General features: G+C 71.3%; 25 protein-coding genes and 1 pseudogene. 13 read left to right on the top strand and 13 right to left on the bottom strand.

The annotated features are described in order from the left end of the window. Nucleotides 1-61: 61 nt before the first annotated feature. A complete protein-coding gene (locus MMR14E_RS18285) occupies nucleotides 62-367 on the top strand; it encodes a hypothetical protein (RefSeq protein ID WP_331316201.1) in 306 nt (101 codons plus the stop codon). 266 nt (nucleotides 368-633) lie between these two features. Here the strand turns inward: MMR14E_RS18285 and MMR14E_RS29300 are convergent. Further along, a pseudogene (locus MMR14E_RS29300) lies at nucleotides 634-714 on the bottom strand (hypothetical protein); the annotation flags it as partial. Nucleotides 715-761: 47 nt separating this feature from the next. Here MMR14E_RS29300 and MMR14E_RS18275 point away from each other — a divergent pair. Continuing rightward, on the top strand, nucleotides 762-1,412 hold the full coding sequence (locus tag MMR14E_RS18275; protein WP_331316200.1) for a CDP-diacylglycerol diphosphatase: 651 nt from the start codon (nucleotides 762-764) through the stop codon (nucleotides 1,410-1,412). 27 nt (nucleotides 1,413-1,439) lie between these two features. Here MMR14E_RS18275 and MMR14E_RS18270 read toward each other — a convergent pair whose 3' ends face one another. Continuing rightward, the gene (locus MMR14E_RS18270) at nucleotides 1,440-2,342 is read right to left on the bottom strand and encodes a LysR family transcriptional regulator (RefSeq protein WP_331316198.1); all 903 of its coding nucleotides are present in this window, start codon (nucleotides 2,340-2,342) and stop codon (nucleotides 1,440-1,442) included. Between the two features lie 170 nt (nucleotides 2,343-2,512). Here MMR14E_RS18270 and MMR14E_RS18265 point away from each other — a divergent pair, with 170 nt between their 5' ends. The 6 genes from MMR14E_RS18265 to MMR14E_RS18240 all read left to right on the top strand — a co-directional run bounded on the left by MMR14E_RS18265 (nucleotide 2,513) and on the right by MMR14E_RS18240 (nucleotide 9,543). Next, nucleotides 2,513-4,045: an ABC transporter substrate-binding protein gene (locus MMR14E_RS18265; RefSeq protein WP_331316197.1), complete on the top strand. Its 1,533-nt coding sequence runs from the start codon at nucleotides 2,513-2,515 to the stop codon at nucleotides 4,043-4,045. Nucleotides 4,046-4,055: 10 nt separating this feature from the next. Continuing rightward, nucleotides 4,056-4,973, top strand: a complete 918-nt coding sequence (locus MMR14E_RS18260; RefSeq protein WP_331316196.1) for an ABC transporter permease — start codon at nucleotides 4,056-4,058, stop codon at nucleotides 4,971-4,973. Between the two features lie 10 nt (nucleotides 4,974-4,983). Then, nucleotides 4,984-5,919 carry an ABC transporter permease gene (locus tag MMR14E_RS18255; RefSeq protein ID WP_331316194.1) on the top strand — a complete coding sequence of 312 codons (936 nt, stop codon included), beginning with the start codon at nucleotides 4,984-4,986 and terminating at the stop codon, nucleotides 5,917-5,919. Nucleotides 5,920-5,979: 60 nt separating this feature from the next. Further along, complete coding sequence (locus MMR14E_RS18250; protein WP_331316192.1) at nucleotides 5,980-7,401, top strand: M20 family metallopeptidase; 1,422 nt, start codon at nucleotides 5,980-5,982, stop codon at nucleotides 7,399-7,401. A 4-nt stretch (nucleotides 7,402-7,405) separates the two neighbouring features. Beyond that, complete coding sequence (locus MMR14E_RS18245; protein ID WP_331316191.1) at nucleotides 7,406-9,010, top strand: ABC transporter ATP-binding protein; 1,605 nt, start codon at nucleotides 7,406-7,408, stop codon at nucleotides 9,008-9,010. A gap of 188 nt (nucleotides 9,011-9,198) precedes the next feature. Beyond that, entirely contained in the window at nucleotides 9,199-9,543 is a 345-nt protein-coding gene (locus tag MMR14E_RS18240) for a hypothetical protein (protein WP_331316190.1), read from the top strand. On the opposite strand, the gene MMR14E_RS18235 is transcribed toward MMR14E_RS18240, so the two are convergent. The 11 genes from MMR14E_RS18235 to MMR14E_RS18185 form a co-directional block, all read right to left on the bottom strand. After that, the gene (locus tag MMR14E_RS18235) at nucleotides 9,516-9,968 is read right to left on the bottom strand and encodes a MucR family transcriptional regulator (protein WP_012321295.1); all 453 of its coding nucleotides are present in this window, start codon (nucleotides 9,966-9,968) and stop codon (nucleotides 9,516-9,518) included. The two genes, MMR14E_RS18240 and MMR14E_RS18235, sit on opposite strands and share 28 nt — an antisense overlap. A 225-nt stretch (nucleotides 9,969-10,193) precedes the next feature. Then, entirely contained in the window at nucleotides 10,194-11,282 is a 1,089-nt protein-coding gene (locus tag MMR14E_RS18230; RefSeq protein WP_331316188.1) for a YeiH family protein, read from the bottom strand. Between the two features lie 179 nt (nucleotides 11,283-11,461). Further along, nucleotides 11,462-12,394: an ABC transporter permease gene (locus MMR14E_RS18225; RefSeq protein WP_331316186.1), complete on the bottom strand. Its 933-nt coding sequence runs from the start codon at nucleotides 12,392-12,394 to the stop codon at nucleotides 11,462-11,464. Then, nucleotides 12,387-13,157 (bottom strand): ABC transporter ATP-binding protein, encoded by a 771-nt coding sequence (locus tag MMR14E_RS18220; RefSeq protein ID WP_020093977.1) that lies wholly within the window; start codon nucleotides 13,155-13,157, stop codon nucleotides 12,387-12,389. The genes MMR14E_RS18225 and MMR14E_RS18220 overlap by 8 nt, the downstream gene beginning before the upstream one ends. A gap of 169 nt (nucleotides 13,158-13,326) precedes the next feature. Continuing rightward, on the bottom strand, nucleotides 13,327-14,466 hold the full coding sequence (locus MMR14E_RS18215) for an amidohydrolase/deacetylase family metallohydrolase (protein ID WP_331316184.1): 1,140 nt from the start codon (nucleotides 14,464-14,466) through the stop codon (nucleotides 13,327-13,329). Nucleotides 14,467-14,604: 138 nt separating this feature from the next. Further along, nucleotides 14,605-15,621 carry an oligopeptide/dipeptide ABC transporter ATP-binding protein gene (locus tag MMR14E_RS18210; RefSeq protein WP_331316183.1) on the bottom strand — a complete coding sequence of 339 codons (1,017 nt, stop codon included), beginning with the start codon at nucleotides 15,619-15,621 and terminating at the stop codon, nucleotides 14,605-14,607. Then, nucleotides 15,618-16,628: an ABC transporter ATP-binding protein gene (locus MMR14E_RS18205; protein WP_331316182.1), complete on the bottom strand. Its 1,011-nt coding sequence runs from the start codon at nucleotides 16,626-16,628 to the stop codon at nucleotides 15,618-15,620. Before MMR14E_RS18205 ends, MMR14E_RS18210 begins: the two co-directional genes overlap by 4 nt. After that, entirely contained in the window at nucleotides 16,628-17,602 is a 975-nt protein-coding gene (locus tag MMR14E_RS18200; RefSeq protein ID WP_419539369.1) for an ABC transporter permease, read from the bottom strand. The genes MMR14E_RS18205 and MMR14E_RS18200 overlap by 1 nt, the downstream gene beginning before the upstream one ends. Next, a complete protein-coding gene (locus MMR14E_RS18195; protein WP_331316181.1) occupies nucleotides 17,599-18,540 on the bottom strand; it encodes an ABC transporter permease in 942 nt (313 codons plus the stop codon). Before MMR14E_RS18195 ends, MMR14E_RS18200 begins: the two co-directional genes overlap by 4 nt. A 434-nt stretch (nucleotides 18,541-18,974) precedes the next feature. Continuing rightward, nucleotides 18,975-20,561, bottom strand: a complete 1,587-nt coding sequence (locus MMR14E_RS18190) for an ABC transporter substrate-binding protein (RefSeq protein WP_331316180.1) — start codon at nucleotides 20,559-20,561, stop codon at nucleotides 18,975-18,977. Between the two features lie 591 nt (nucleotides 20,562-21,152). Beyond that, nucleotides 21,153-22,430 (bottom strand): polyhydroxyalkanoate depolymerase, encoded by a 1,278-nt coding sequence (locus tag MMR14E_RS18185; protein WP_331316445.1) that lies wholly within the window; start codon nucleotides 22,428-22,430, stop codon nucleotides 21,153-21,155. Nucleotides 22,431-22,700: 270 nt separating this feature from the next. Between MMR14E_RS18185 and MMR14E_RS18180 the strand changes: the two genes are divergently transcribed. From MMR14E_RS18180 to purQ, 5 genes are all read left to right on the top strand, one after another. Then, entirely contained in the window at nucleotides 22,701-24,092 is a 1,392-nt protein-coding gene (locus MMR14E_RS18180) for an ActS/PrrB/RegB family redox-sensitive histidine kinase (RefSeq protein ID WP_331316179.1), read from the top strand. A 46-nt stretch (nucleotides 24,093-24,138) separates the two neighbouring features. Further along, a complete protein-coding gene (locus MMR14E_RS18175; protein ID WP_012321283.1) occupies nucleotides 24,139-24,738 on the top strand; it encodes an ActR/PrrA/RegA family redox response regulator transcription factor in 600 nt (199 codons plus the stop codon). Nucleotides 24,739-24,866: 128 nt separating this feature from the next. Then, on the top strand, nucleotides 24,867-25,106 hold the full coding sequence (locus tag MMR14E_RS18170; RefSeq protein ID WP_331316178.1) for a hypothetical protein: 240 nt from the start codon (nucleotides 24,867-24,869) through the stop codon (nucleotides 25,104-25,106). Nucleotides 25,107-25,283: 177 nt separating this feature from the next. Beyond that, complete coding sequence (purS, locus tag MMR14E_RS18165) at nucleotides 25,284-25,523, top strand: phosphoribosylformylglycinamidine synthase subunit PurS (RefSeq protein ID WP_020093986.1); 240 nt, start codon at nucleotides 25,284-25,286, stop codon at nucleotides 25,521-25,523. Then, entirely contained in the window at nucleotides 25,523-26,203 is a 681-nt protein-coding gene (gene purQ / locus MMR14E_RS18160; RefSeq protein WP_331316176.1) for a phosphoribosylformylglycinamidine synthase subunit PurQ, read from the top strand. The genes purS and purQ overlap by 1 nt, the downstream gene beginning before the upstream one ends. Nucleotides 26,204-26,674: the final 471 nt, after the last annotated feature.

Here is a 26,674-nt window from a genome sequence, read left to right as displayed (position 1 = left end):
ATTCCCGCAGATCGGATCCGGATGTAGTCTATCCCCTTCGACCACCGGGGCATCGACCGCCATGCCGCTGACCGGACGTTTCTGGTTCCGCCGGACCTGGACCGGCAAGCTGATCCTGCTCGTCGAGGAGGAGCGCGGGCGCTGGTTCCGGCGCCGCCTCGGCCGAACCCTGCGCTGGCGCGACGCGCGGCTCCTCGACCTCGCCGAGGGGCCGCTGCGGGGCCTCATGACGCTGGAGCGGACCTACCGCGCCGAGTTCGGCCCCGGCGAGCCGCGCCGCCCCGCCGGCCTCACGGCGGTCCCGGGCGGGCTGGCCCTGCCGCGCGGCGGACCGGAGCCAGGAACAAGGACGCCCCTCTCGGGTTGACCGGAAGCAAGACCGCGACGGCGTCGCCGTCTTGCGGCCCCTCGTGGGCGTTTCCTCCCTAGACTTCCGGACCGTTCCTCTTGAGGGCGGTCCTTTTTTGTTGCCGTCCCCCGCGCCTCGACCGGGCCCGGGACGGACGCTTCTCACGAATCTCTCAAGAACGTCTTCCCGCTCCCGCGGGCGTCGCCCGCGGCGCCGGCCTCGAGGGCCAGCAGCGCGAAGGTCGCGAGCCAGTGCTCGCCCATGTAGTCGCCCGTGACGTGCGGGAGGCCCGCCGCGAGGTGCGCCTCCGNTGATCGCCGCCTGGACCTGCTGCTCGGCGATGTCCAGCGGCAGGTCGAGGCCAGATCGAGCCGGTGACCATGATCGCGTACAGGCCGCCCTCAAGACCTGCGTGCTCGCCAAACGGCTCGCCAACCGGACCTTCCCGTGCCTCTCGGTCGATCTCGGGGACGGTGACCGTCCGGGCTCGGCGGTCCTGCGCGCGCCCGGCGAGCCGACCCACAGCGTCGTCATGCCGACCGACACCGTGCCGGGCCTGGAGGCGCCGGTGCTGCGCGGGCCGCGCGGGACCGCCTACTGGCGGGCGGCCCTGGCGGCGCGGCCGCTCGTGTCGGACGTGCTGAAGGGGAAGCTCACCCCCGCGGAGGTCGGGCTCGCGGTCAACTCGGCCCGCGGCCGCAGCCAGGACCAGCTCCACATCCACCTCGACTGCCTGAGGCCGAGCGTGCTCAAGGCGATCCGGGCGCACGGCCGGCAGGTGCGCCACAGCTGGAGCCGCTTCCCGGTGCCGCTGGCCGGCGACCGCTACTACGCCCTGCGCGTGCCGGAGGCGGAGGCCGCGCAGTTCAACCCGTTCGCGGCCCTGCACAGCCTGCCGGGCGCCCGGCCGGACCTGCACCGGACGAGCTTCGCGGCGCTCGCCACGCCCCCGGGCGATCCCGAGCCGGGCTACATCCTGCTGGCCTACCGGGCGCCGAGCGCCAGCGCCGAGGACGTGATGGATCACAGCTGCACCGTCGCCACCGCCCGGGGCGGCGCCTGAGCGCCCGCGGGCCGGGCGTCTCGAGAATCACGGCGATCGCGGCGGCGGCAGCGCGTCGAGCAGCTGGCGCAGGAACGCCCGCACCGCCTTCGGCAGCCGCCGGTCGCGCATCGCCTGGATCTTCACGCTCCGGGCGAGGCTCGCCCGGGACTGGATCGGCAGGCTGACAAGCTCGTTGAGACGCAGGGGCGTCTGCACCGACAGCGCCGACATCAGGGCGATGCCGCGGGAGCGCCGCACGAAGGGCAGCAGCGCCGAGAGCGTGTTGGAGGTCAGCACCGGCTCGACCGCGATGCCCGCGTGCGCGCAGGCGGCGTCGAAGACCTGCCGCAGGGTCGTGTCCCGGGTCGGCAGGGCGACGGGATACTCCAGCAGGTCGACGAGGCGCAGGGCCGGCGCCCGCGCGAGGGGGTGGTCGGGCGCGGCCAGCGCCAGCATGTCGACCTGCCCGTCGTAGAGCACCTCGACCTGCGCGGTGGGTGTCAGCGCGAAGGTGATCCCGAGATCGGCATCCCCCACCGCCACCGTCTGGGTGACCTGGGCCGGGGGCTGGACCGTGACCTCGAAGCGGATGCCGGGATGGGCCGCGTGGAAGGCCGCGATCGCGTTCGGCACGATGTCGAGGGAGAAGCCCTCCGAGCAGGCGACCCGGATCAGCCCGCGGGCGAGCCCTTCCAGCTCCCGGATCTCGGTGACCACCTGCTCGGAGCGGATCAGCACCTGATGGGCGTGCTGCGCCAGCAGCTCACCGGCCGGGCTCGGCACCATGCCGCGCGGGCGGCGCTCGAACAGCACGCAGTCGAGCTCGGCCTCCAGGTTGGCGATCTGCCGGCTGATCGCCGAGGCCGCGACGTTGAGCTGGGCCGAGGCCGCCGCGATCGACCCGGTGCGGGCCACGGCCAGGAAGTAGCGCAGGGCCGTACTCTGCATTATTGTGCCCGATACGCTGTATGGTGCCGTGCACATTGCCGATATGGCAACGCAGCACTCGCTAAATTCTACTTGTTGCGATCCCAGATGCACAACACCATGGCAGGGTGAAAAACGCGGCAGCCGCGGAACCGTCCGCCGGGCCTGTCCGCCGCGCCGTCGGAGCCTGCATGCCGCTACGGACTCTCACCCGGGCCGCCACCCTGGCCGCCTCGCTCGCCACGCTGATGGCCGCGCACCCGGCGCTGGCCGGCAAGGCCGACGACACGCTGGTCTACGCGTCGGACAGCGAGCCCGAGAACGTCAGCCCGTATCACAACAGCGCCCGCGAGGGCGTGATCCTGGCCCGGAACTGCTGGGACACGCTGCTGTACCGGGATCCCAAGGACGGCACCTACAAGCCGTTCCTGGCGACCGCCTGGACCTGGAAGGACGACACGACGCTGGATCTCACGATCCGCGAGGGCGTGGTCTTCCACAACGGCGATCCGCTCGGGCCGGAGGACGTGGCCTTCACGTTCAACTACGTGCTGACGCCCGAGGCGCGCACCGTCACCCGCCAGAACGTCGACTGGATGAAGTCGGTGGAGGTGACCGGTCCGCACACGGTCCGCATCCACCTCAAGGCGCCGTTCCCGGCCGCGCTCGAGTACCTCGCCGGCCCGACCCCGATCTTCCCGGCCAACTACTTCAAGAAGGTCGGCCTCGACGGCTTCGCCAAGGCGCCGGTCGGCAGCGGCCCGTACCGGATCACCAAGGTCGACAGCGGCCGCGGCGTCTCCATGGAGCGGTTCGACAGGTACTGGGCCGGCAGCCCGTTGGGTAAGCCGAAGATCGGCAAGCTGCAGTTCCGCGTGATCCCGGACGGCGAGAGCCGGATGGCCGAGCTGATGACCGGCGGCGTCGACTGGATCTGGCGGGTGCCGAGCGATCAGGCCGAGCAGCTGCGCGCCGCGCCCAACATCACGGTCCTCAATTCCGAGACGATGCGGGTCGGCTTCCTGCAGTTCGACACGCTGGGCCGCGCCAAGGAGAACTCGCCCCTCAAGGACGTGCGCGTCCGGCAGGCGATCTCCTACGCCATCGACCGCAAGGCGATGGTCGACAACCTCGTGCGCGGCGCCTCGCGGGTGATGAACGCGCTGTGCTTCGTCGACCAGTTTGGCTGCACCGACCAGGGGGTGATGCGCTACCCCTACGACCCCGCCAAGGCCAAGGCGCTGCTGAAGGAAGCCGGCTACCCGAACGGGTTCGAGATCGACCTCGGCGCCTACCGCGAGCGCGACTACGCCGAGGCGGTGATCGGCTATCTCGGCGCCGTCGGCATCAAGGCGCGGCTCAACTACCTGCGCTACGCGGCGTTCCGCGATTCGCTGCGGGCCGGCAAGACCTCGATCGGCTACCAGACCTGGGGCTCGTTCTCGGTGCTCGACGTCTCGGCCTTCGACGGGGTGTACTTTCGCGGCGGCGAGGAGGACCTGACCAAGGATCCGCAGGTGATCGCCGACCTCCAGAAGGGCGACGGCTCGACCGATCCGGAGACCCGCAAGGCCGCCTACGCCAAGGCGCTCCAGCGGATCGCCGCGGAGGCCTACGCCCTGCCGATGTTCTCCTACTCGACCAACTACGCCTTCACGTCGGACCTCAACTTCACCGCCCAGCCCGACGAGGTGGCGCGCTTCTACGCGGCGTCGTGGAAGTAGGAGGCCTTCCATGCTGGCCTTCACGTTCCGGCGCGTGCTGGTCGCCCTGGCGGTGGCCCTCACGGTCTCGGTGGCGAGCTTCCTGCTCCTCCACCTCTCGGGCGACCTCGCGACCGCCATCGCCGGCCCGGAGGCCACGGGCCCCCAGATCGCGCAGATCCGCCGGGATTACGGCCTCGACCAGCCGCTGCTGGCCCAGTTCCTCACCTGGGGCTGGCGGGCCCTGCACCTCGATTTCGGCAACTCGTTCTATTTCCGCGAGAGCGTGATCGACCTGCTCGCCGCCCGCCTGCCGATCACCCTCTACCTGGGCATCATCGCCCTCGGCGTGGCCCTGTTCGTGGCGATCCCGCTGGGCGTCGTCGCCGCGGTGAAGCGGGACACGTGGATCGACCGTACGGCGCTGGCCGTCTCGGTGCTCGGCCAGGCGATGCCGAGCTTCTGGTTCGGCCTCACGCTGATCCTGATCTTCTCCGTCAACCTCCGCTGGCTGCCGGTCTCCGGCAACGCCACGTGGAAGAACTTCGTCCTGCCGGCGGTCGCGCTCGGCTACTACGCGATGCCCGCCGTGATGCGGCTCACCCGCAACGGCATGCTGGAGGTGCTGGCCTCCGACTACGTCCGCACCGCCCGCGCCAAGGGGCTGCCGCCCAGAAAAATCCTGGTGCGGCACGCGCTCCGCAACGCCGTGATCCCGGTGATCGCCCTCTCGGCGGTGCAGTTCGGCTTCATGCTCGGCGGCTCGATCGTGATCGAGGCGGTGTTCTCGCTCCAGGGCCTCGGCCAGCTCGCCTGGGAATCGATCGCCCGCAACGACTTCCCCGTCGTCCAGGCGATCGTGCTGGTGCTGGCCATGATCTATATCGGCCTGACGCTCGCCGCCGACCTGCTGAACGCCTTCCTCGACCCGCGCCTGCGCCAGTCGTGAGGATCCGCCGATGAGCCTCCCCCCCGACACGGCGGCCCTGGCCGCCCCCGCCCTGCCCCCGGACGCGCCGGTCGCGCTGGCGCCGGTCCCCTCCCCCACCCGCCTGATCCTGCGCCGGGGCCTGCGCCACACCGGCTTCCTGATCGGGGCCGGGATCCTCGGGCTGATCGTGCTGGCGGCGCTCGCCGCCCCGCTCATCGCGCCGCACGACCCCTACGCGCAGGACGTGTCCCGCCGCCTGATCCCGCCGATCTGGCAGGCCAAGGGCTCCTGGGACCACATGCTCGGCACCGACAAGCTCGGCCGCGACTACCTCAGCCGCCTCCTCTACGGCGGCCAGATCTCCCTCCTGATCGGGATCTCGGCGGCGCTGATCTCCGGGCTGATCGGCACGACGCTCGGCCTGTGCGCCGGCTATTTCGGCGGCTGGGTCGACTCGGTGGTGAGCTACGTCGTGACCACGCGGCTCGCCATGCCGGTGGTGCTGGTGGCGCTCGCCATGGCGGCCCTGGTCGGCGGCTCGCTGAAGGTGGTGGTGCTGGTGCTGGGCTTCCTGCTCTGGGACCGCTTCGCCGTGGTGACCCGGGCCGCGACCCAGCAGATCCGCAACCAGGACTTCGTCTCGGCCGCCCGCGCCGCGGGGCTGACCGACCTGCGCATCATCCGCCAGGAGATCCTGCCCAACATCATGAACGCGCTGATCGTCGTGGCGACCCTGGAGATGGCCCACGCGATCCTGCTGGAGGCCGCCCTGTCGTTCCTCGGGCTCGGCGTGCAGCCGCCCCTGCCCTCCTGGGGCCTGATGATCGCCGAGGGCAAGCAGTACATGTTCTTCCAGCCCTGGGTGATCACCATCCCGGGCGTGGCGCTCCTCCTCCTCGTGCTGGCGATCAACCTCCTGGGCGACGGCCTGCGCGACATCACGGCGCCCGAGGCGCGCCACTGACGCCTCCGCCGGGCCGGAGCCGGCCGGCGGATTAACGAAATGTTTCACGGGAAACACACCATGACGCGAGACGCCGCCATCGCGCGCGCCACGGAGGCCTTCGATTCGGGCGCGTTCCTCGCCCTCCTGCGGGAGGCGGTGGCGATGCCGACCGAGAGCCAGGCGCCCGGCCAGGAGGCGGCTTTGCGCGCCTATCTCGACGCCTTCATCGCGCCGCTGGTCGCCCGCCTCGGCTTCGCGGCCCTAAAAATCTTTCCCAACCCGGACGGGGTGCACGGGCCCTTCCTGATCGCCGAGCGCCACGAGGGCGCGGATCTGCCGACCGTCCTGATCTACGGACACGGCGACACCGTGCGCGGCTATCCCGAGCAGTGGCGGGAAGGCCTCGGCCCCTGGGAGATCGTGGTCGAGGGCGACCGCTGGTACGGGCGCGGCACCGCCGACAATAAGGGCCAGCACGTCCTCAACCTCGCCGCCCTGGAGCAAGTGATCGCGGCGCGCGACGGGAAGCTTGGCTTCAACGTGAAGCTGCTGATCGAGATGGGCGAGGAATCCGGCTCCCCGGGCCTGCGGCCGTTCTGCCGGGAGCAGGCGCAGGCCCTGCGCGCCGACGTGCTGATCGCCTCGGACGGCCCCCGCCTCAACGGCGAGCGCCCGACCCTCTTCCTGGGCTCCCGCGGCGCCTACAATTTCGAGCTGAGCCTCAACCTGCGCGAGGGCCCGCACCATTCGGGCAACTGGGGCGGCCTGCTGCGCAACCCCGGCACGGTGCTGGCCTCGGCGATCGCCTCGATGGTCGACGCCCGCGGCAGCATCCGCGTGGACGCCCTGCGGCCGCCGCCGATCCCCGAGGGCGTGCGCGCGGCGCTCGCCGACATCCGGGTCGGCGAGGACCCGACCGCGCCCACGATCGACACCGACTGGGGCGAGCCGGGCCTCACCCCGGCCGAGCGGGTCTTCGCCTGGAACACGCTGGAGGTTCTGGCCTTCAAGACCGGCGATCCGGACGGGCCGCTCAACGCCGTGCCGCCCCACGCCAAGGCGACCCTGCAGCTGCGCTTCGTGGTCGGCACCGACTGGCAGAACCTCATCCGGAACGTGCGCGCCCATCTCGACGCGCACGGCTTCCCGATGATCGAGGTTCGACCGGCCCGCGCCGCGGAAGTCTTTCAGGCGACGCGGCTGCCCGTGGAGGATCCCTGGGTGGAGTGGGCGCTCCAGTCGATCGAGGCGAGCAGCGGCAAGAAGCCGGCGCTGCTGCCCAATCTCGGCGGCTCGCTGCCGAACGACGCCTTCTCGGAAATCTTGGGCCTGCCGACCCTCTGGGTGCCGCATTCCTACCCGGCCTGCCGCCAGCACGGGCCCGACGAGCACATGCTCGCCTCCGGCACCCGCGAGGGCCTGGCGATCATGGCCGGCCTGTTCTGGGATCTGGCCGAGGCCGGCCCCGACATCCTCCGCCGCCGCACAGCGAGGGCCTGACACGATGAGCGAGCCGGTCGTCCGCATCCGCGATCTGACGATCGCGCTCCCCAAGGGCGCCGACCGCCCGCACGCGGTCGAGGGCCTGAACCTCGACCTCGAGGCCGGCAAGATCCTGTGCGTCGTCGGGGAATCCGGCTCGGGCAAGTCGATGAGCGCCTACGCGCTGACCGGCCTCCTGCCCCGGGCCCTGAAGCCGACGTCCGGCACGATCCTGTTCGAGGGCCGGGACCTCCTGGCCCTCGACGAGGCCGCGTGGCGCGCGCTGCGGGGCCGGCGCATCGCCATGGTGTTCCAGGAGCCGATGACGGCCCTGAACCCGGTGATGCGGATCGGCGACCAGATCGCCGAGATGTTCGAGGCCCACAACCTGCTCAGCCGGAGCGAGCGCTGGGCCCGCGCCGTGGCGCTGGCCACCGAGGTCGGCCTGCCGAACCCCGAGGAGGCAGTGCGGGCCTACCCGCACCAGCTCTCCGGCGGCCAGCGGCAGCGGGCGATGATCGCCATGGCGCTGGCCTTGGAGCCCTCGGTGCTGGTCGCCGACGAGCCGACCACGGCGCTCGACGTCACCACCCAGGCCCAGATCCTCCGGTTGATCCGCGAGTTGCAGCAGAAGCGCGGGATGAGCGTCCTGTTCATCACCCACGATTTCGGTGTGGTGGCGGAGATCGCCGACCACGTGGCGGTGCTCCAGCGCGGGCGACTCGTCGAATCCGGCACCGCCGAGGCGGTGCTGCGCAACCCGCAGGCGCCCTACACCAGGGCGCTGCTCGCCGCCGTCCCGAGCCTGACGCCGCCGCCGCGCGCAGCCCTGGAGGCGGCTCCGGTCGCCCTCTCGGTGACCGGGCTGTCCAAGACCTATTCCGGGCGCTCCGGCCTGTTCGGCAAGCCGCGGGTCGTGGCCGCGGTCAGGCAAGTCTCCTTCGACGTCCGCCGCGGCGAGACCCTGGGCATCGTCGGGGAATCGGGCTCGGGCAAGTCGACGACCGCGCGGCTCGCGATCCGGCTGATCGAGCCCGATGGCGGAACGGTCCGGCTCGGGGATCTCGACTACACGGCCCTCGGGAAGGCGGCTCTGCGCGACAAGCGCAGCCGGATCCAGATGATCTTCCAGGACCCGTTCGCGTCGCTGAACCCGCGGCGCACCGTGGAGCAGATCATCACGGCGGGGCCGATCGCCCACGGGGTCCCGGCCGCCGAGGCGCGGGAACGGGCGCGCAGCCTCCTCGACCTCGTCGGCCTCGATCCGAAGGCCGCCGCCCGCTACCCCAACGCCTTCTCGGGCGGGCAGCGCCAGCGCATCGGCATCGCCCGGGCGCTCGCCATGGAACCGGACGTGCTGGTGGCCGACGAGGCGGTCTCGGCGCTGGACGTCTCGGTCCAGCGGCAGGTGCTGGATCTGCTGGAGGATCTGAAGCAGCGCCTGTCGCTGGCGATGCTGTTCATCACCCACGACCTGCGGGTGGCTGCCACGATCTGCGACCGGATCGCCGTGATGCACCGCGGCGCCATCGTGGAGATGCGGGGCACCGCGGACCTGTTCGCCGCGCCGGAGCACGCCTACACCCGCACCCTGCTCGCCGCGGTGCCGGGGGCACACGCGTCCTGAGCCGCTCCGGCCCCGGACCGGCCAATCTGGGACGCAGAGACAAGTTTTTTGGACGGGACTGCCCTGTCCGGATCCTGCAAGTTCAGTAGGATAGCGCCGTTGTCGAGGGTGGAGCACCCCGGCGGATCCACGGCTGCACCCGCTATCCGTCCCCGCTCGCACCTCGCACGGGGACAGGGTTATCGAGCGTGTCGATCTCAGACAAGACCGACGACATCCGGCCGAACCGCAAGCGCGGCGAGATGGATCTGCCGCCGGTGCTGCGCCGCGGGCGCGAACACCGGATCGTGCGCTGGATCGGCGCCGCAAACCGCAAGGCTCCGCGTCCCGCGGAAGCCGCTGCGCCCGCCGACGACCGGGTGATCAAGCTGAGCTGGGCCGACACGTTCGGCCGACCGGGCCGCGGCGAGCCCGGCCGGTCCGCCCCCGGCTCCGCGCAGGTGCTGCCGTTCCAGGGGCGCCGCAGCGAGACCGCGCCGCGCGCGACCCCGCGCCGCTCCGCCGATCAGCCGCCGGTGCCCGTCCTGCGCTGATCGACGCGCCCGCCGGGCACACCGAGACCGATCGCCTTCGCCAGCGCGGAGCGCTGCGCGGCGTAGCCCGGCGCGGTCATCGGGTAATCGTCCGGCAGGCCGTAGCGCTCGCGGTACCGCTCCGGCGTCAGGCCGTGGGCGGTGAGATGGCGCTTCAGGGTCTTGTAGGTCCGGCCGTCGATGAAGCTGACGATCCCGTCCTCCTGGACCGACTTGCGGATCTGGGCTGGCGTGGGCCGCTCCACGGCCGGTTCGGCGGCCGCCGCCGGCGGCTGCCCGTCGAGGGCCGCCAGGGCCGCGTGCACGCTCGCCATCAGCTCGGGCAGGGCCGTCGGCGGAACGGAATTGTTCGAGACGTAGGCGGCGACGATCTCGCCCACCAGCGTGACCAACCTGAGGCTGTTCTCGGGATTCTTTTCAGGCACTGCGCGAGTCCACACGAAGCTTTCGACGACGACGCCTGCGGTTCCAAAGCAAAAACCGCGTATGTGTCAAGCCGATCTCGACAGAGGAGCGATCTCGCATAGCGCTTTTCGATGCGAGAGCCGGCACCCCGGCGCGAAAGGCCTCGGTCACCTGCACAAAGGTGCCCATTGAATGCCGGTTACAGAGACCGGAGGGACGCAGGGCGGGAAATACCCCGCGCGGCCTCACCCGATCCCGAGGGCGCGGATCAGCGCGAGGCTGAGGGCGATCAGGACCGCCAGCGAGGCGGTGACCGCGAGGGTGACCCGGCCGCCGACCCGGGCCAGGACCCGGACGTCGACCCCGAGGCCGAGGGCGGCCATGGACAGGACGGTGAGCACGCCGGCGAGCTGGGTCAGAGGCTTCACCGCCGGATCCGGCACGAGGCCCAGGGAGCGCAGGGTGGCCAGCGCCAGGAAGCCGAGGATGAACCAGGGCACCAGCTTGGTGAAGCCCGGACGGGCCGGCGCCGCCGGCGCCCCGGCCGCCCGCGGCAGCCGCGGGGCGATCAGCGAGAACGCCACCACGACGGGGCCGAGCATCAGCACCCGCACCAGCTTGACCAGGGTGCCGACCTGGGTCGACAGCAGGCTCACCGGCACGGTCGCGGCCAGGACCTGCGGCACCGCGTAGACGGTCAGCCCCGCCAGCACCCCGTACTGGTTGTCGGTCATGCCGGCGAGGGGCACGAACAGCGGCAGCCCGAGCACCATCAGCACGCCGAGGACGGCGGTGAACGCGATGGCGGCGGCGATGTCCTTCGCCTCCGCGCCGATCACGGGCGCCACCGCGGCGATGGCCGAGTTGCCGCAGATGGCGTTGCCGCAGGCCACCAAGATCGCCATCCGGGCCGGCAGCCCGAGCGCCCGGCAGATCGCCACGCTGGCGGCGATGCCGAGGACGACGGTCCCGACGATGCCGGCCAGCAGCGCCGGACCGGAGGCGAGGATCGCCCCGAGGCTCAGGGAGGCGCCGAGCAGCACCACGGCGACCTCGAGCAGCTGCTTGGCCGAGAAGGCGATGCCGGTGCGGAACTGCGCCGGAGGCGTCCAGGCGGTCCGCACCGCGATGCCGATCAGGATCGCCAGGACCAGGGCCTCGATGTAGGGGTGGCCGGCGACCCGCTCCTCCACCGCCTGCGCGGCCATCGCCACGCCGGTGATCGCCGCGCACAGGCCGATCCCGGGCAGGACCGAGGCGGCGGTGTCAGATCGCCCTCCCCGGTCGGGGCGCGCCGGCGTCGGGGCCGTCTTGGAGGGGGCTTCAGGGTTCACGGGATCGGGCTCCGGGGGTCGTCGGCGGAGCCTATAGGAAGAAAACGTTCGCCGCACCCGCGCGACGGAGAAGTTCGATCTCCATCCGCGCGCCGTGCGAGAAGGTCGATCTCAGACGGTCCTTCCCCCGGAGGCCGTGCAGGCGGGCGGGCGAGGCCGGTGCCGCGCACCGGCCGCGTTCAGGCCTGCATGCCCCAGCGCTGGACGGTGCGCCGCTCGATCGTCTGAAAGATCAGGTTCTCGACGACGAGGCCGATCAGGATCACGGTGAGCAGCCCGGCGAACACGTTCGGGATGTCGAGCATGTTCTTGTTCTCGAAGATGAACCAGCCGAGGCCGCCCGCCCCGGACGACACCCCGAAGACCAGCTCGGCGGCGATCAGGGTGCGCCACGCGAAGGCCCAGCCGACCTTCAGGCCGGTGAGGATCGAGGGAAAGGCCGCCGGGATCAGGATCTTGCCGATCAGCCGCGGGCCCGACAGCCCGTAATTGCGCCCGACCATCTTGAGCGTCCGGCTCACCGACAGGAAGCCCGAATGGGTGTTGAGGGCGATCGCCCAGGTCACCGAGTGGACCAGCACGAAGATCAGGCTGCCGTTGCCCAGGCCGAACCAGATCAGCGCCAGGGGCAGCAGCGCGATCGCCGGCAGCGGGTTGAACATGGACGTCAGCGTCTCGAGCAGGTCGGTCCCGATCCGCGACGCGATGGCGACGCCGGTCAGCACGGTCGCCAGGGCGACGCCGGCGGCGTAGCCCATGAGCAGCACCTTCAGCGAGCTCCAGGCCCGGGCCGGCAGCGTGCCGTCCGCGATGCCACGGAAGAAGGCCTCCACGGTCGCCGAGAAGGTCGGGAACAGGAGGTCGTTGTCGAGGTAGCGCCCGTAGGCCTCCCAGATCCCGGCGAGGATCACGAGGATCACGATCTTGCGCAGCCAGGCCTGGTTGTAGAGCCGCTCGGTGATCGACAGCGGCTTCTCGACCACCGCGGCGCCGTGGGCGTGGCCGGTCTCGCGCACGATCTCGGGCCGGCCGGACGGCGCCAGGGGCGACAGGCGCGGCGCCGCGCCCGTCCCGGCCAGCGGGGCGCCGCTCAGGGCTTGCGCGCTAGACATTCTCCGCCTCCTGGATCTCTTCCGAGAACAGCATGTGCTGGATCCGGCCCTCGAGCTGCAGCGCAGCCTCCGGCGAGGCGGCGCTGTTGAGCTCGGCCTTCACCTCGCCGGGATGGGGCGAGAGCAGCAGGATGCGCGAGCCGACCTTGATCGCCTCGGGGATCGAGTGGGTGACGAACAGGACGGTGAAGCGCGTGCCCTCCCACAGGGCCAGCAGCTCGTCCTGCATGCGCCGCCGAGTGAGCGCGTCGAGCGCCGCGAAGGGCTCGTCCATCAGCAGGATGTCGGGCTCCATCGCCATGCCGCGGGCGATGGCGACGCGCTGCTTCATCCCGCCCGACAGGGTGTGGGGGTAGCTGTCGGCGAACTTCGTGAGGTTGACCTTGTCGATGTAGAGGTTGGCCCGGTCCAGGGCCTCGCGACCTCTCAGCCGGCCCGAGGCCTCGAGGGCAAAGACCACGTTCTGCCGGACCGTCTTCCACGGCAGGAGCTGGTCGAATTCCTGGAACACCATCATCCGGTCGGGGCCGGGCTCGGTGACCGGGCGCCCCTTCAGGCGGATCTCGCCCTCGGTCGGCGCCATGTAGCCGCCCACCGCCTTGAGCAGGGTCGACTTCCCGCATCCGGACGGCCCGAGCAGGACGAACCGGTCCCCGGGCCAGACCCGGAAGCTCACCCGGTAGGTGGCCGTGACGAGGTGCTCGGGCGTCTTGTAGCGGAGCGTGACGCCGTCGACCTCCAGCAGAGGCTGACCCGTGTCCATCCATCCTCCCTGGCGCCGCGGCTTGGACCGCGTTTCGCTGAGGGCCGGAGATGGTCCGCCCCTCACAGGAAAGTGTATCGGGCCGCGGAAGAGGCTGTAAAGGTCGATATTCTGTATGCGATGGGATCTTGGTCCCGATCGTCAGGCCCGACTGGTCAGGCCCGACAGGTCAGGCCGGATGCCACCACCGGCCCTTCAGCACCACGCCCTCGGCGGTGATCCGCCGGTCGCCCGTCATGTGCTCACCCCGCGTGTCGACGTAGTCGAACGCGCCGTCCCGCACCGCCAGCACGGTGGCGTCGCCGAGCGCCCCGACCTTCAGGGTCCCGTACTCCATCCGCTTGAGCGCCACGGCGGCGTTCACCGTGGAGGCGGCGATCACGTCGGTGAGGCTCATGCCGAGGCAGAGCATCTTCGACATGGTGGTGACCTGGTCGAAGGCCGGCCCCTCGATGCAGAGCTGGTGCACGTCCGACGAGATCGTATCGGGCAGGAAGCCTCCCGCCAGCATGGCCCGCGCCGTCTTGAAGGCGAACGAGCCCTTGCCGTGGCCGATGTCGAAGATCACGCCCCGCGCCCGCGCCTCGCGCAGCGCCGGCTTCACGGCGCCCTGGGCCGTGATGGGGGAGTTCGGGAACGGCCGGAACGCGTGGGTCAGCACGTCGCCGGGCCGCAGCATGGCCAGCACCTGCTCGTAGCTCGGCGGCGGCTCGTCGATATGGGCCATCAGCGGCAGGCCGGTCTCCTCCGCGACCTGCAGCGCGATGTCGAGCGGCGCGGTGCCCTGGTCGCCCGAGGCGTGGCGCCCGACCCGGACCTTGATGCCGACGATCACGTCCCGGTTGGCGTCGGCGACCTCGACCGCCTCGCGGGGCGCCATGAGCCGCGGATCCTCGCTCTCGCCGACCATGATGGTCTTCGAGAACCCGAAGATGCCGGCGAAGGAGACGTGCAGGTAGGCGAGGATCCGCGCCTGCGACCGCTCGATCACGTGGCTGCGGAAGCCCGCGAAGTTGCCGGGCCCGGCACTGCCGGTATCGACCGAGGTGGTCACCCCGGAGGTCCGGCAGAATTCGTCGGCGTCGATGCCGAGGGAGGTGCCGCCCCAGTAGACGTGGGTGTGCAGGTCGATCAGGCCCGGCGTGACGATCGCGCCTTCCATGTCGCGGACCTGCGTGCCGGGGCCGGCCGGCAGGTCGCGGCCGAAGCCCGAGACCCGGCCGTCCGCGAAGGCGACGTCGCAGATTCCGTCGTGGTTCTGCGACGGGTCGATGACCCGCGCGCCCTTCAGGATGAGGTCGTGCTGCACGGAAGGCTCCGAATGTTGGTCGCGAACAGCTCGACCGTCATCGCGAGCGCAGCGAAGCGAAGCGACCCAGGGATCCGCCATGCTCGGGGATCGCGCGCGACACCGGGTTGCTTCACTGCGCTCGCAAAGACGGCTCCGTCAGGCCGCCCGGGCGGGGGCGGCCGCGTCGTTGAGGTGGCAGGCGGCGAAGTGTCCGGCGCCGACCGCGTCGAGGCCCGGCACCTCGGTCCGGCAGCGGTCGAAGGCGTGCGGGCAGCGGGTATGGAAGCGGCAGCCCGCGGGCGGGTTGATCGGGCTCGGCACGTCGCCCTTGAGCACGATGCGGGTGCGCCCGGCCCCGGGCTCGGGGATCGGCACCGCCGAGAGCAGGGCCTGAGTGTAGGGGTGCTTGGGCGCGAGAAAGAGATCGCGGCGCGGCCCGATCTCGACGATCTTGCCGAGATACATCACCGCCACCCGGTGGGTCATGTGCTCGACGATGGCGAGGTCGTGCGAGATGAACAGCATCGCGAGGTCGAGCTCGCGCTGCAGGTCGCGCAGCAGGTTGACGATCTGGGCCTTCACCGAGACGTCGAGGGCCGAGACCGCCTCGTCGCAGATGATCAGGTCCGGCTCGGCGGCGAGCGCCCGGGCGATGCCGATGCGCTGGCGCTGCCCGCCCGAGAACTCGTGCGGGAAGCGCCCCAGCGCCTCCCGCGGCAGGCCGACCCGCTCCATCAGGCTGGCCAGCCGGCTCTCCAGGTCGGCACTGTTGCGGGCCAGCCCGAAATTGCGGATCGGCTCGGCCAGGATCGCCCGCACCCGCATCCGCGGGTTGAGCGACGAGAACGGGTCCTGGAACACCATCTGGATGTGGCGCCGGAGGGGCCGGAGCGACCCGGCCGAGAGGTCGTCGATGCGCCGCCCGTCGAGCACCACCTGCCCGGCGGTGGGCGCGTAGAGGCGCATCAGCGCCTTGGCGACCGTGGACTTGCCGCAGCCGGACTCGCCGACGAGCGACAGGGTCTCGCCCCGGGCGACCGTGAAGGACAGGCCGTCCACCGCCTTGAGCACGCGCTTGGACTGGCCGAACAGGCCGCCGCCGAGGGCGAAGTGCTTCTTGAGGTCGTTGACCTCCAGCAGGGTGCGGGCGGCGGGTGCGGGCGTGGCGCTCATGCCGCGAGGGCGTCCTTCGGCGCGTAGTGGCAGGCGGCGAGGTGGCCCGGCGCCTTCGGCTCCAGGGCCGGCGCGTAGGCGCGGCACAGGTCGGTGACGTCCGGGCAGCGCCCGGCGAAGACGCAGCCCTCGATCCGGCCTTTGAGGCTCGGCACCATGCCGGGGATCTCGGCGAGCCGTTCGTCGCCGCCGTGCTCGACCGCGCCGAGCTTCGGCACCGCCCCCATCAGGCCGCGGGTGTAGGGGTGGCGCGGCGCCCGGAACAGGTCGCGGACCGGCGCCTCCTCGACCTTGCGGCCGGCATACATCACCACCACCCGGTCGGCGACCTCGGCGACCACGCCGAGATCGTGGGTGATCAGCATGATCGCGGCGCCGACCCGGGCCTTCAGGTCGCGCATCAGGTCGAGGATCTGGGCCTGGATGGTCACGTCGAGGGCCGTGGTCGGCTCGTCGGCGATCAGGAGCTTGGGCGAGCAGGCGAGCGCGATGGCGATCATCACCCGCTGGCGCATGCCGCCGGAGAGCTGGTGGGGGTATTCCCGCACCCGGCGCCGCGGCTCGGGGATGCCGACCAGCGTCAGCATCTCCACGGCCCGCTCCTCGGCCTCCCGGCGGCCGAGCCCCTGGTGCAGGCGCAGGGTCTCGCCGATCTGGCGGCCGACCGTCAGCACCGGGTTCAGGGAGGTCATCGGCTCCTGGAAGATCACGCTGATGTCGTTGCCGCGGATCTTGCGCATGGCGCTGTTCGGCAGGTCGAGGAGGTTCCGGCCCTCGAACTTGATCGCGCCGGCGATGCGGGCCGGCGGCTCGGGCAGGAGCCGCAGGATCGACATCGAGGTCACCGACTTGCCGCAGCCGGACTCGCCCACGATCGCCAGGGTCTCGCCCGACTGGATCGCGAACGAGACCCCGTCCACCGCCCGGTTCACCCCGTCGGGGGTGCGGAAATGGACCTGCAGGTTCTCGATCGACAGCAGGGGGGGGCCGCTCACGCCTGTGCTCATCACACGTCCTTCGCCATGCGGGGGTCGAGGGCGTCGCGCAGGCCGTCGCCGACGAGGTTCACGGCGAGCACCGTCATCGAGAGGAAGATGGCCGGGAACAGGATGATGTAGAACTTCACCTGCCAGAGGGCCCGGCCCTCGGCCATGATGTTGCCCCAGGAGGGCGTCGAGGGCGGCACGCCCGCGCCGATGAACGACAGGATCGCCTCGGTGATCATCGCGGAGGCGCAGATGTAGGTCGCCTGCACGGTCATGGGCGCCAGCGTGTTGGGCAGGATGTGGCGCCAGATGATCGCCGGCATCCGGGTGCCCGTGGTCACCGCCGCCTCGACGTAGGGCTGCTCGCGCAGCGACAGCACCACGCCGCGCACGAGGCGGGCGACGCGCGGGATCTCCGCGATGGTGATGGCGATGATCACGTTCTGGACCGAGCCGCGGGTGAGCGCCATCAGCGCGACCGCGAGCAGGATCGGCGGGATCGACATCATGCCGTCGACGACCCGCATGACGATCCCGTCGAGCCAGCGCACCATGCCGGAGACGAGGCCGACCGCGAGCCCCGCGACCGAGGCGAGGAACGCCACCGAGAAGCCGACCAGCAGCGAGACCCGGGCGCCGTAGACCACCCGCGAGTAGACGTCGCGGCCGAGCATGTCGGTGCCGAACCAGTACTGGGCCGACGGGGCCCGGGTGCGCTTGGCCGGCGCCAGGGCGGTCGGGTCGACGGTGCCGAGATAGGGGGCCAGCACCGCCATCAGGAAGACGATGAGGAGCAGCACGCCGCCGACCACGATGGTCGGGTTGCGGCGCACGTAGGTCCAGACCCGGCCCCGGCGCTTGCGGGCCGGGATGACGTCCGGCAGCGGCGCCGCGACGGCGAGGCCCGGCGGCGGGGGCGCCTTGGGGGCGGCCCCCTCGGGCGGGGTGCCCGCCTGCGGGGCGCTGCTGGGGAAGGGCGCGACGGTCGCGGTCAATAGCGGATCCTCGGGTCGAGCACGGTGTAGAAGAGGTCGATGGCGAGGTTCACGAGCACGTAGACGAAGCTGAACAGCAGCACGACGCCCTGGATGACCGGGTAGTCGCGCCGCAGGATCGCGTCGACGGTGAGGCGCCCGAGGCCGGGAATCGCGAAGACCGTCTCGGTCACCACCGCGCCGCCGATCAGCAACGCGATGCCGATGCCGATCACGGTGACGATCGGCACCGCGGCGTTCTTGAGGGCGTGGACGAACAGGACCGGCCCCTGCGACAGCCCCTTGGCCCGGGCCGTGCGCACGTAATCCTGCTGGAGCACGTCGAGCATGGTCGCGCGGGTCACCCGGGCGATCAGCGCGATGTAGACGAGACCGAGCGTCACCGCCGGCAGGATCAGGTTGGACAGCCAGGGCCACAGGCCCTGCTCGATCGGCGTGTAGCCCTGCACGGGCAGCCAGCCGAGCTCGAGGGCGAAGACGTAGGCCAGGACGTAGCCGACCACGAAGACCGGCACCGAGAAGCCCGTCACGGCGAGCCCCATCACGAGGCGGTCGATCAGGCTGCCGGCCTTCCAGGCGGCGACGACGCCGAGCGGCACCGCCACCACGATGGCGAAGACCAGGGTGACGAGCATCAGCGAGACGGTGGGCTGCACCCGCTGGCCGATCATGGTGGTGACCGGCAGGTTGGTGAAGATCGAGGTGCCGAGATCCCCGTGGAGGATCTGCCACGACCATTCCCAGAACCGCACCAGGAACGGCCGGTCGAGGCCGAGCGTCGCGCGGATGCGGGCGACGTCGTCGGGGGTTGCCTGGTCGCCCGCGATGATCGCCGCCGGATCGCCGGGGGCGAAGTAGAGGAGGCTGAAGACGAACAGCCCGACCACCGCCATGACGGGGATGGTGGCGAGGATGCGCCTGCCGATATAGCCGAGCATGGGTCCTCGCTATCGTGCCGGGCCGAGGGCGCGGCGGGCGCCGCGCGTCCCCCTCCCCCCTCTGCGGGTGCCGATATTCACACGTCTGGGTCTGGTGCCGACGCTGGCGGCAGGGCGCGACGGGCCCCCTCTCCCGGGCGGGAGAGGGTTGGGGTGAGGGATGAGAAGGTTCAGGACAGAGCACCGCCTTGCGGCGTGGACCGGTCGCGCCTCCTTCTGAGAGTTCTCGTCCCTCACCCTGTCCCGCTCCCGAAGGATCTCGGGCCTGCCCGAGATCCGCACCGCGGAGCCCGGGTCGGGCAAGCCCGACCGGGATGGAGAGGGGACCCGCGCCTGATCCTGCGGCCGCGTCGCCGAGCGCGCTGCCCGAAGCGGGCAGCCGGCACGCGAGACCGGGCCGATCGGGCAAGCCGACGTGGCGAAGTCCTGCGCCATCACGCCTTCGACACGCCCCAGGTGAAGGGGATCGGCCCCTTCACGATGCCCGAGACGTTCTTCCGCCACGCCTGGTAGCCGAGGAAGAACCCGGTGGGCACGTAGACCACGCCCTCGCAGGCGGCGGCGTTGACCTTGTCGATGGCGGCCTTCTCGGCGGCCGGGTCGGCGGCGTCGAACCACTCGGCGATGGCGGTCTCCACCGGCGGGATGTTCGGCCAGCCGAACCACGCCTTGTCGCCGCTCGCCCGCACCGCCGGGTAGCCCGCCGGGTTGATGCAGTCGGCGCCCGCGTGCCAGGTGTGGAACATGTTCCAGCCGCCCTGGGACGGCGGCGCCTTGGAGGCCCGGCGGGTGCCGGTGGTGCCCCAGTCGGTCGCGACGAAATCGACGTTGAAGCCCATCTTCTTCAGGAGGTCGGCGGTGATGTCGCCCTGCGCCTTGGTGATCCCCTGGTCCTGCGCCACGATGCAGACCACCGGCTCGCCCTTGTAGCCGGCTTCCTTGAGCAGCTTCTGGCCGAGCTTGATGTCGCCCTTGCCGACATTGCCGCCGCCCGCCTCGCTGTAGAGGGGCGTCCCCGGCGTGAAGAAGCCCGGCAGCTTCTTCCACAGGCTGTCGTCGTCGCCGACGATCGAGCGCATGTAGTCCTCCTGGCTCATCGCGGTCAGGACGGCCTGGCGGATCTTCGGGTTGTCGAAGGGCGGATGCAGGTGGTTCATCCGGAACGACCCGATATTGCCCAGCGGGTCGGCGATATCGACGTTGAGGCTGCTGTTGTTGCGCAGCAGGGGCACGAGGTCGGAGATCGGGTTCTCCCACCAGTCGACCTCGCCGTTCTGCAGGGCCGCCGACGCGGTGGCGGCGTCCGGCATGATCACCCACTCGACCCGGTCGACCAGCATGCGCTTGCCGCCCGCGAGCCAGGAATTCGGCTCGTCGCGGGGCTTGTAGTCGGTGAAGGTCTCGAACACCGCCCGGGCGCCCGGCACCCACTCGTTGCGGACGAACTTCATCGGGCCCGAGCCGACATACTCGGTGATCTGCGTGAACGGGTCGGTCTTGGCGATCCGCTCCGGCATCATCAGGGCCATCGGCGCGTTGGTCTTGCCGAGCGCGTAGAGCAGCTTCGGGAACGGCTTCTTCAGGCGCCACCGGAAGGTCCTGTCGTCGGTCGCCGCGAGGTCGTCCTGGATCCCGCGGATCATCAGGCCGATCGGGTCCCGGGCCATCCAGCGGGTGAGGCTCGCCACCACGTCCTTGGCCAGCACCGGCTCGCCGTCGTGCCACTTGAGGCCGGGACGCAGCCGGAAGGTCCAGGTCAGCTTGTCGCCCGAGACCTCCTCGGACTCGACCATCTGGCGCTGCGGCTTCAGCTGCGCGTCGACGCCGTAGAGCATGTCCCAGACGAGGGTGCCGGCGTTGCGCACCACGTACTGGGTCCCCCAGATCGGGTCGAAATTGGCGAGGTTCGCCTGCGGCACGAAGCGCAGGACCTTGCCGCCCTGCGCGAGGGCCGGCCGCGCGAGTTGCGGCGCAGCCAAACCGAGCGCGGCCGAACCCTTGAGAAAGGTCCTGCGGTCCATCGTCGTCTCCCTGGCGGTGCGGATCTCAAGCATCGGTCGCCGGCCCGCACCTTGCGGGCGAGTTTGAACGGTTCTGATGCACGGGCGCAATGGCCCGGCGTGACAACGGCGCCCGGCCACGCGCCCGCCCCGCCGCCGGCCCCGGGGCGACGTCGGCGTGGATGGGGGCTGTGGCGGCGCGGCTCGAACTCACGGGGCGCGTCTCGCAAGCCCCGCGCCAGCCCGCCCGTCACTGCGTTATGTATTCAGGACTGTGGCGCGCGCGGCGTTTCGGCCGATCTGTCCCGCACCGTCATCGCGGGCGCCGCGCAGCGACACAGGGCAGCGCGATCCCCGCCGGCGTCGCGCAGCCCGGGTTGCCTCGCTCCGCCCGCGGAGCGGCTATGCCGAAACCGTCGATCGGAGACGGGATCACAGGTCGTTTCGGGGCTTGGATGCGAGCGTGGCGCTTCCCGCACGGTCGCCGGGGGCCGTGCGGGCCTCTCCCGACGCGAGGGGGGCGAGAGGGCGCCCGCCCTTCGGCCCGAGACGAATCCGCGAGCCTCCGCGGAGGAGGGCCCGGCGGGGGCGGGCGGAGCCGAACCGGGCGCCTCAGCCGACCTGACGCAGGTGGCCGCCCCGCGCGCCCGGCACCGCCTGCATGGCGCGGATGAAGGCCGCGATCCGGGGCGCGATCACCGACCGGTAGCGCGAGCCGTTGAACACGCCGTAATGGCCGACGCCGGCCTGGAGGTGGTAGGCCTTGCGCGCCTCGGGAAGGTTCGGCGTCAGGTCGAGGGCCGCCTTGGTCTGGCCGACGCCGGAGATGTCGTCGTTCTCGCCCTCGACCGCGAGGATCGCGCAGCGGCGGATGGCGCCGAGGTCGACCGGCGCGCCGCGGTGCGTCATCCGCCCCGTCGGCAGGGCGTGGTCGACGAACACGGTCTGCACGGTCTGGAGGTAGTACTCGGCCGTCAGGTCCATCACGGCGAGGTACTCGTCGTAGAACTCGCGGTGCTTCTCGGCCGAGTCGCCGTCGCCCGTCACCAGATGGTCGAACATGTCCGAATGGGCGGTGACGTGGCGGTCGAGGTTCATCGCCATGAAGCCCGACAGCTGCAGGAAGCCCGGATAGACCCGGCGCCACGCGCCCGGGTAGATCGGCGGCACGAGGCTGATCGTGTTCTGCTCGAACCATTTCTGGCCGCGCTCCTGCGCGAGGCAGTTCACCGCGGTGGGCGAGCGGCGGGTGTCGATCGGGCCGCCCATCAGGGTCATGGAGGCCGGCACCGCCGGCTCGTCGGCCGCCTCCATCAGCGCCACCGCGGCGATCACCGGCACCGCCGGCTGGCAGACCGCCATGACGTGCAGGTCCGGCCCGAGGACCGCGAACATCTCCTGCAGATAGTCGATGTAATCGTCCAGATCGAACTGGCCCGCGAAGAGCGGCACCATCCGGGCGTCGGTCCAGTCGGTGATGAACACCCGGTGGTTCGGCAGCATCGCCTCGACGGTGCCGCGCAGCAGCGTGGCGTAGTGCCCCGACATCGGCGCGACGATCAGCAGCTTGGGCTGCGGCTCCGCGGGGGCCGCCGGGAACGCGCGGTCGAAGGCGATCAGGCGGCAGAACGGCCGCTCCCAGACCACCCGCTCGGTGACCGGGACCGCCACGCCGTCCACCACCGTCTCGGTGAAGCCGAAGGCGGGCTTGCCGTACTGGCGGGTGACGCGCTCGAACATCTCGCAGCCGGCGCTGACCGCGCGGGCATAGGGTCCGTAGGCCAGGGGATTGCCCGGCATCTGCAGCCCGTAGCGGGTGAGGTCGGCGGCGACGCGGGCCGGTGCCATCAGGGCGCGGGCGCCCTCGTACAGGGAATAGGCCAGCAGCATCGTCACCTCGCGGTCTCGGTGTGGCCGCGGGCATCGGGCCGCGCGGCCCACACCCCCTGCAACCCGAATCGATAGGATAATGCTCCAGCCTGAACGCGGGCGGAACATCCCGGAGCTGCGGCGACTTGCCTGTGACCACGTCCGCGGGCGACCGTCCGCAGCGACGACGTGTCCGGGTCGGCGCGCCGGGATCCCGTCGCCGCGTCATGCGAAGGGAGTCCACGGGACGCCGCGCCGGCGGGCCCGTCCGGCGACGCACCGATACAGACTATGCCCGATACCGATCTCAGCGGCCTCGGTCGCGACGCGCGACACCTGCGGCTCGACACCTTCGTCCGCCTGCGCTGGCTCGCCATCACGGGCCAGAGCGCGGCGGTCGTCGGGGCGCAGTTCGGCCTGGGCCTGCCCCTGCCCTTCGGCTGGTGCTTCCTGGTGATCGCCACCTCGTCCTGGCTGAACCTCGCCCTGCGGATCCGCTTCCCGGCGAGCTACCGGCTCAGCGACGATTCCGCGGCCCTGCTGCTCGCCTTCGACATCGTGCAGCTCGCGGCCCTGCTGTTCCTCACGGGCGGGCTCCAGAACCCGTTCTCGCTGCTGTTCCTCGCCCCCGTGCTGATCTCGGCGACCGCCCTGCCGCCTGAGCGGACGCTGGCGCTCGGCCTCCTGGCGGTGGGGCTGGCGACCCTGCTGGCCCTGGTGCACCGGCCCCTGCCCTGGTTCGCGGACGGGCGGATCGAGCTGCCGTTCCTGTACGTCTCCGGCGTCTGGACCGCGATCCTGCTCGGGACCGCCTTCACGGGCGTCTACGCGTGGCGGGTGGCCGAGGAGACCCGGCTCCTCGCCCAGGCGCTCGCCGCCACCGAGCTGGTGCTCGCCCGCGAGCAGCACCTGTCGCAGCTCGACGGGCTCGCGGCCGCGGCTGCCCACGAATTGGGCACGCCGCTGGGCACGATCATGGTGGTGACCAAGGAGCTGATCCGCCAGCTCGGGCCCACCGCCTCGCCGGCGGTGGCGGAGGATCTCAACCTGCTGCGCGAGCAGGTCGACCGCTGCCGCGGCATCCTCGGCAAGCTGACCTCCCTCGACGGGGACGGGGCCGGGGCCGGCTTCCTGGAGACGGTGACGTTCAGCCACCTCGTGGAGGAGCTGGTGGCGCCGCAGCGGGCACTCGGCGCCGCCCTCGCCGTCACCAGCACCGGCGAGGGGCCGGAGCCGGCCTGCCGGCGCAACCCGGGCGTCATGTTCGGGCTCGCCAACATCCTCGACAACGCCGTCGACTTCGCCGAGGCCGGCGTCACCGTGGAGGGGCGCTGGACCCCCGACCGGGTCTGGATCGAGATCCGCGACGACGGGCCGGGCTTCTCCAGCGAGGTGCTGCTGCGGGCCGGCGAGCCCTACGTCACCACCCGCAGCCACGACCGGCCGCAATCCGGCGGGACCGTGGGGGCCGGCCTCGGCCTCGGGCTGTTCATCGCCAAGACCCTGATCGAGCGCTCGGGGGCGCAGCTCGCCCTGATGAACGTCGCGGCGCCGGACGCCCACGGGGCGATCGTGCGCGTCTCCTGGGCCCGTCACATCTTCGAGCGCGGCGCCGCGCCGCGACATTCTCCGGAACTCAGTATCCACGCCCCCCTGCCACCGGGCGATGCCGTCCCTATATGAGGGACAGACCAAGAACCCGACGACGAAAACCCGAAAGGAGTGCCGGATGCTCACGCAGCCCGGGACCTCGGCGGCGACAGACCCCGCCGTGATCAACGATGCCGATCCGCTGGCCGCCTTCTCCGACCGCAGCCTGCTGATCGTCGACGACGACAAGCCGTTTCAGACCCGCCTCGCCCGCGCGATGGAGAGCCGCGGCTACCACGTGCAGGTGGCCGACAGCGTCGCGGATGGCGTCTCCGCCGTCGAGGCCCGCGCCCCGGCCTTCGCGGTGATCGACATGCGCCTCGGCGACGGCAACGGCCTCGACGTGATCGCCCGCCTCAAGGAGCGCAGGCCCGAGGCCCGCGGCGTGATCCTGACCGGCTACGGCAACATCGCCACCGCGGTCACCGCGGTGAAGCTCGGCGCCTTCGACTACCTCGCCAAGCCCGCGGACGCCGACGAGATCCACGGCACGCTGATGGCGCAGCCGGGGGAGCGGGCCGACCCGCCCGAGAACCCGATGTCGGCGGACCGGGTCCGCTGGGAGCACATCCAGCGCGTCTACGAGCTGTGCAGCCGCAACGTCAGCGAGACCGCCCGACGCCTCAACATGCACCGGCGGACCCTGCAGCGGATCCTGGCCAAGCGCGCGCCGCGCTGAGGCCGGTCCGGACCGGGCCGCGGCCCTGGCCCCGGCCCGATCGGTTGCATCGCCCCGCCTCTGTGGGCTAGCTGCGCGGGTCCCGGACGGTTCGTCCGGGGCCCGAAATCTTTTCGAGGGCGGATCTCGTGAACGGGCGCAACGCCATCACCATCATCAGCATGATGGTCCTCGTCGGCACCGAGGTCTTCGCCGTGGCCATCGCGGCGGGCTGGGCCATCGCGGGCATCTTCGATCTCGGCGAGCGGGTCGGACACGTCCTGATGGGCCTGTTCAGCCTGTTCGCGGCCTGGATCATGCTCCAGCTCTGGCGCCGGGCGACCAGCATCGAGCCCCTGCGGGGACCGGCCCCGGCGGCGCATCGCTGAGCGCGCGCCCGCGCGCGGGTTCCGCGTTCGAGTTGTATCGAACAGCGGAATGATCCCTATGCGTGCGGCGTGTTCGACAGTGCGCCGGCCTTCCTGCTAGAAGTGACCGGCGACGGTCTGTGTGATGTTGTCGCAGGTCACACTCCCGTCCCGGACACGCGTGAGACCCGAAGATCCATGAAAGCCCGTATCATCGTCACCCTGAAGACCGGTGTACTCGACCCGCAGGGCAAGGCGATCGAGGCCGCCCTCAGGTCCCTCGGCATCGAGGGCGTCGACGGCGTCCGGCAGGGCAAGGTCTTCGACATCGAGGTGTCGGCGGCCGACGGCGCCGCCGCCGAGGCGACGCTGCGCACGGCCTGCGAGAAGCTCCTGGCCAACACCGTCGTCGAGAACTACGCGATCGAGATCCTCTGATGCACGCCGCGGTCGTCGTCTTCCCGGGCTCCAACCGCGAGTCGGACATCGTCCGGGCCCTGCGGCGCTCCGGCGCGCAGGTGAGCCTCGTCTGGCACGCGGACCACGCGCTCCCCGCCGGCACCGACCTCGCCGTCCTGCCCGGCGGCTTCTCGTACGGCGACTACCTGCGCTGCGGCGCCATCGCCGGCCGGGCCGCCGCCATGGACGCGGTCCGGGCCCACGCCGCCCGCGGCGGCCTCGTGCTCGGCATCTGCAACGGCTTCCAGATCCTGTGCGAATCAGGCCTGCTGCCCGGCGTGCTGATGCGCAACATCGACCGGCGCTTCATCTGTCACCGGCAGACGCTCCGGGTGGAGCGCACCGACACCCGCTTCACCAGCGCCTACACCCGGGGCCAGGTGATCGACGTCTGCGTCGCCCACGGGGAAGGCAACTACTTCGCCGATCCCGAGACTCTGGCGCGGATCGAGGGCGAGGGCCGGGTCGCCTTCCGCTACTGCGACGCGACCGGCGCGATCACCGTCGAGGCGAACCGCAACGGCTCCCTCAACGCCATCGCGGGCGTCCTGTCGGAGACCGGGAACGTCCTCGGGATGATGCCGCACCCGGAGAACTTCGTCGAGGATCTGGTCGGCGGGACCGACGGGCGCGGGCTGTTCGACAGTCTGGCGGCCTGAGGTCGCCGGGCGAGAACCGACTTAACTCCGCATTAAGGTTTTCGAGGCATAAACAGGCATCCAGTGATCTGGATGTCGAGTTGGACATGTACGTCCGCTCTGTTTTGATGCCTCCCTGATGACTCCTCGAGCCGCTCCATCCGGGGCGGCTTTTTTCTGTGCGCCTGCGGAGCGCGACGTGGGTCGGTGCCGACGGGCAGACCCCGCGCGGGAACGGCCCGCGCGGACATGACGCGCGGACATGACGCGCGGACATGGCGCACGGACATGGCCGCCGCGCCATCCCGGACGGCGTCGGTCGCGCTCGCGGGCCCCTCGACCCGGCGATGACCGTCCGCCGCACCGTCGCCCCCGACCCGCAACGCGAGAGCCCAGGCCGGGCGGACCCGACCTGGGCTGAGCTGGGAGCTTTCTCGGCCGGGAGCGGGCCGGGCGGGACGCGCCGCCTCAGTACAGCCCGCCGGCCTGCGC

It is taken from the genome of Methylobacterium mesophilicum (assembly GCF_036441335.1).
GTDB lineage: Bacteria > Pseudomonadota > Alphaproteobacteria > Rhizobiales > Beijerinckiaceae > Methylobacterium > Methylobacterium mesophilicum_B.
This window is presented reverse-complemented; position numbering and strand designations above follow the sequence as displayed.

What these genes read in the sequence shown, in the direction of transcription:
- MMR14E_RS18210 (WP_331316183.1), bottom strand. Translation starts at nt 15,621, where the DNA reads ATGAGCGCCACGCCCGCACCCGCCGCCCGCACCCTGCTGGAGGTCAAC.
- purQ (WP_331316176.1), top strand. Translation starts at nt 25,523, where the DNA reads ATGCACGCCGCGGTCGTCGTCTTCCCGGGCTCCAACCGCGAGTCGGAC.
- MMR14E_RS18270 (WP_331316198.1), bottom strand. Translation starts at nt 2,342, where the DNA reads ATGCAGAGTACGGCCCTGCGCTACTTCCTGGCCGTGGCCCGCACCGGG.
- MMR14E_RS18250 (WP_331316192.1), top strand. Translation starts at nt 5,980, where the DNA reads ATGACGCGAGACGCCGCCATCGCGCGCGCCACGGAGGCCTTCGATTCG.
- MMR14E_RS18190 (WP_331316180.1), bottom strand. Translation starts at nt 20,561, where the DNA reads ATGGACCGCAGGACCTTTCTCAAGGGTTCGGCCGCGCTCGGTTTGGCT.
- purS (WP_020093986.1), top strand. Translation starts at nt 25,284, where the DNA reads ATGAAAGCCCGTATCATCGTCACCCTGAAGACCGGTGTACTCGACCCG.
- MMR14E_RS18285 (WP_331316201.1), top strand. Translation starts at nt 62, where the DNA reads ATGCCGCTGACCGGACGTTTCTGGTTCCGCCGGACCTGGACCGGCAAG.
- MMR14E_RS18205 (WP_331316182.1), bottom strand. Translation starts at nt 16,628, where the DNA reads ATGAGCACAGGCGTGAGCGGCCCCCCCCTGCTGTCGATCGAGAACCTG.
- MMR14E_RS18175 (WP_012321283.1), top strand. Translation starts at nt 24,139, where the DNA reads ATGCTCACGCAGCCCGGGACCTCGGCGGCGACAGACCCCGCCGTGATC.
- MMR14E_RS18220 (WP_020093977.1), bottom strand. Translation starts at nt 13,157, where the DNA reads ATGGACACGGGTCAGCCTCTGCTGGAGGTCGACGGCGTCACGCTCCGC.
- MMR14E_RS18225 (WP_331316186.1), bottom strand. Translation starts at nt 12,394, where the DNA reads ATGTCTAGCGCGCAAGCCCTGAGCGGCGCCCCGCTGGCCGGGACGGGC.
- MMR14E_RS18260 (WP_331316196.1), top strand. Translation starts at nt 4,056, where the DNA reads ATGCTGGCCTTCACGTTCCGGCGCGTGCTGGTCGCCCTGGCGGTGGCC.
- MMR14E_RS18265 (WP_331316197.1), top strand. Translation starts at nt 2,513, where the DNA reads ATGCCGCTACGGACTCTCACCCGGGCCGCCACCCTGGCCGCCTCGCTC.
- MMR14E_RS18185 (WP_331316445.1), bottom strand. Translation starts at nt 22,430, where the DNA reads ATGCTGCTGGCCTATTCCCTGTACGAGGGCGCCCGCGCCCTGATGGCA.
- MMR14E_RS18195 (WP_331316181.1), bottom strand. Translation starts at nt 18,540, where the DNA reads ATGCTCGGCTATATCGGCAGGCGCATCCTCGCCACCATCCCCGTCATG.
- MMR14E_RS18245 (WP_331316191.1), top strand. Translation starts at nt 7,406, where the DNA reads ATGAGCGAGCCGGTCGTCCGCATCCGCGATCTGACGATCGCGCTCCCC.
- MMR14E_RS18180 (WP_331316179.1), top strand. Translation starts at nt 22,701, where the DNA reads ATGCCCGATACCGATCTCAGCGGCCTCGGTCGCGACGCGCGACACCTG.
- MMR14E_RS18255 (WP_331316194.1), top strand. Translation starts at nt 4,984, where the DNA reads ATGAGCCTCCCCCCCGACACGGCGGCCCTGGCCGCCCCCGCCCTGCCC.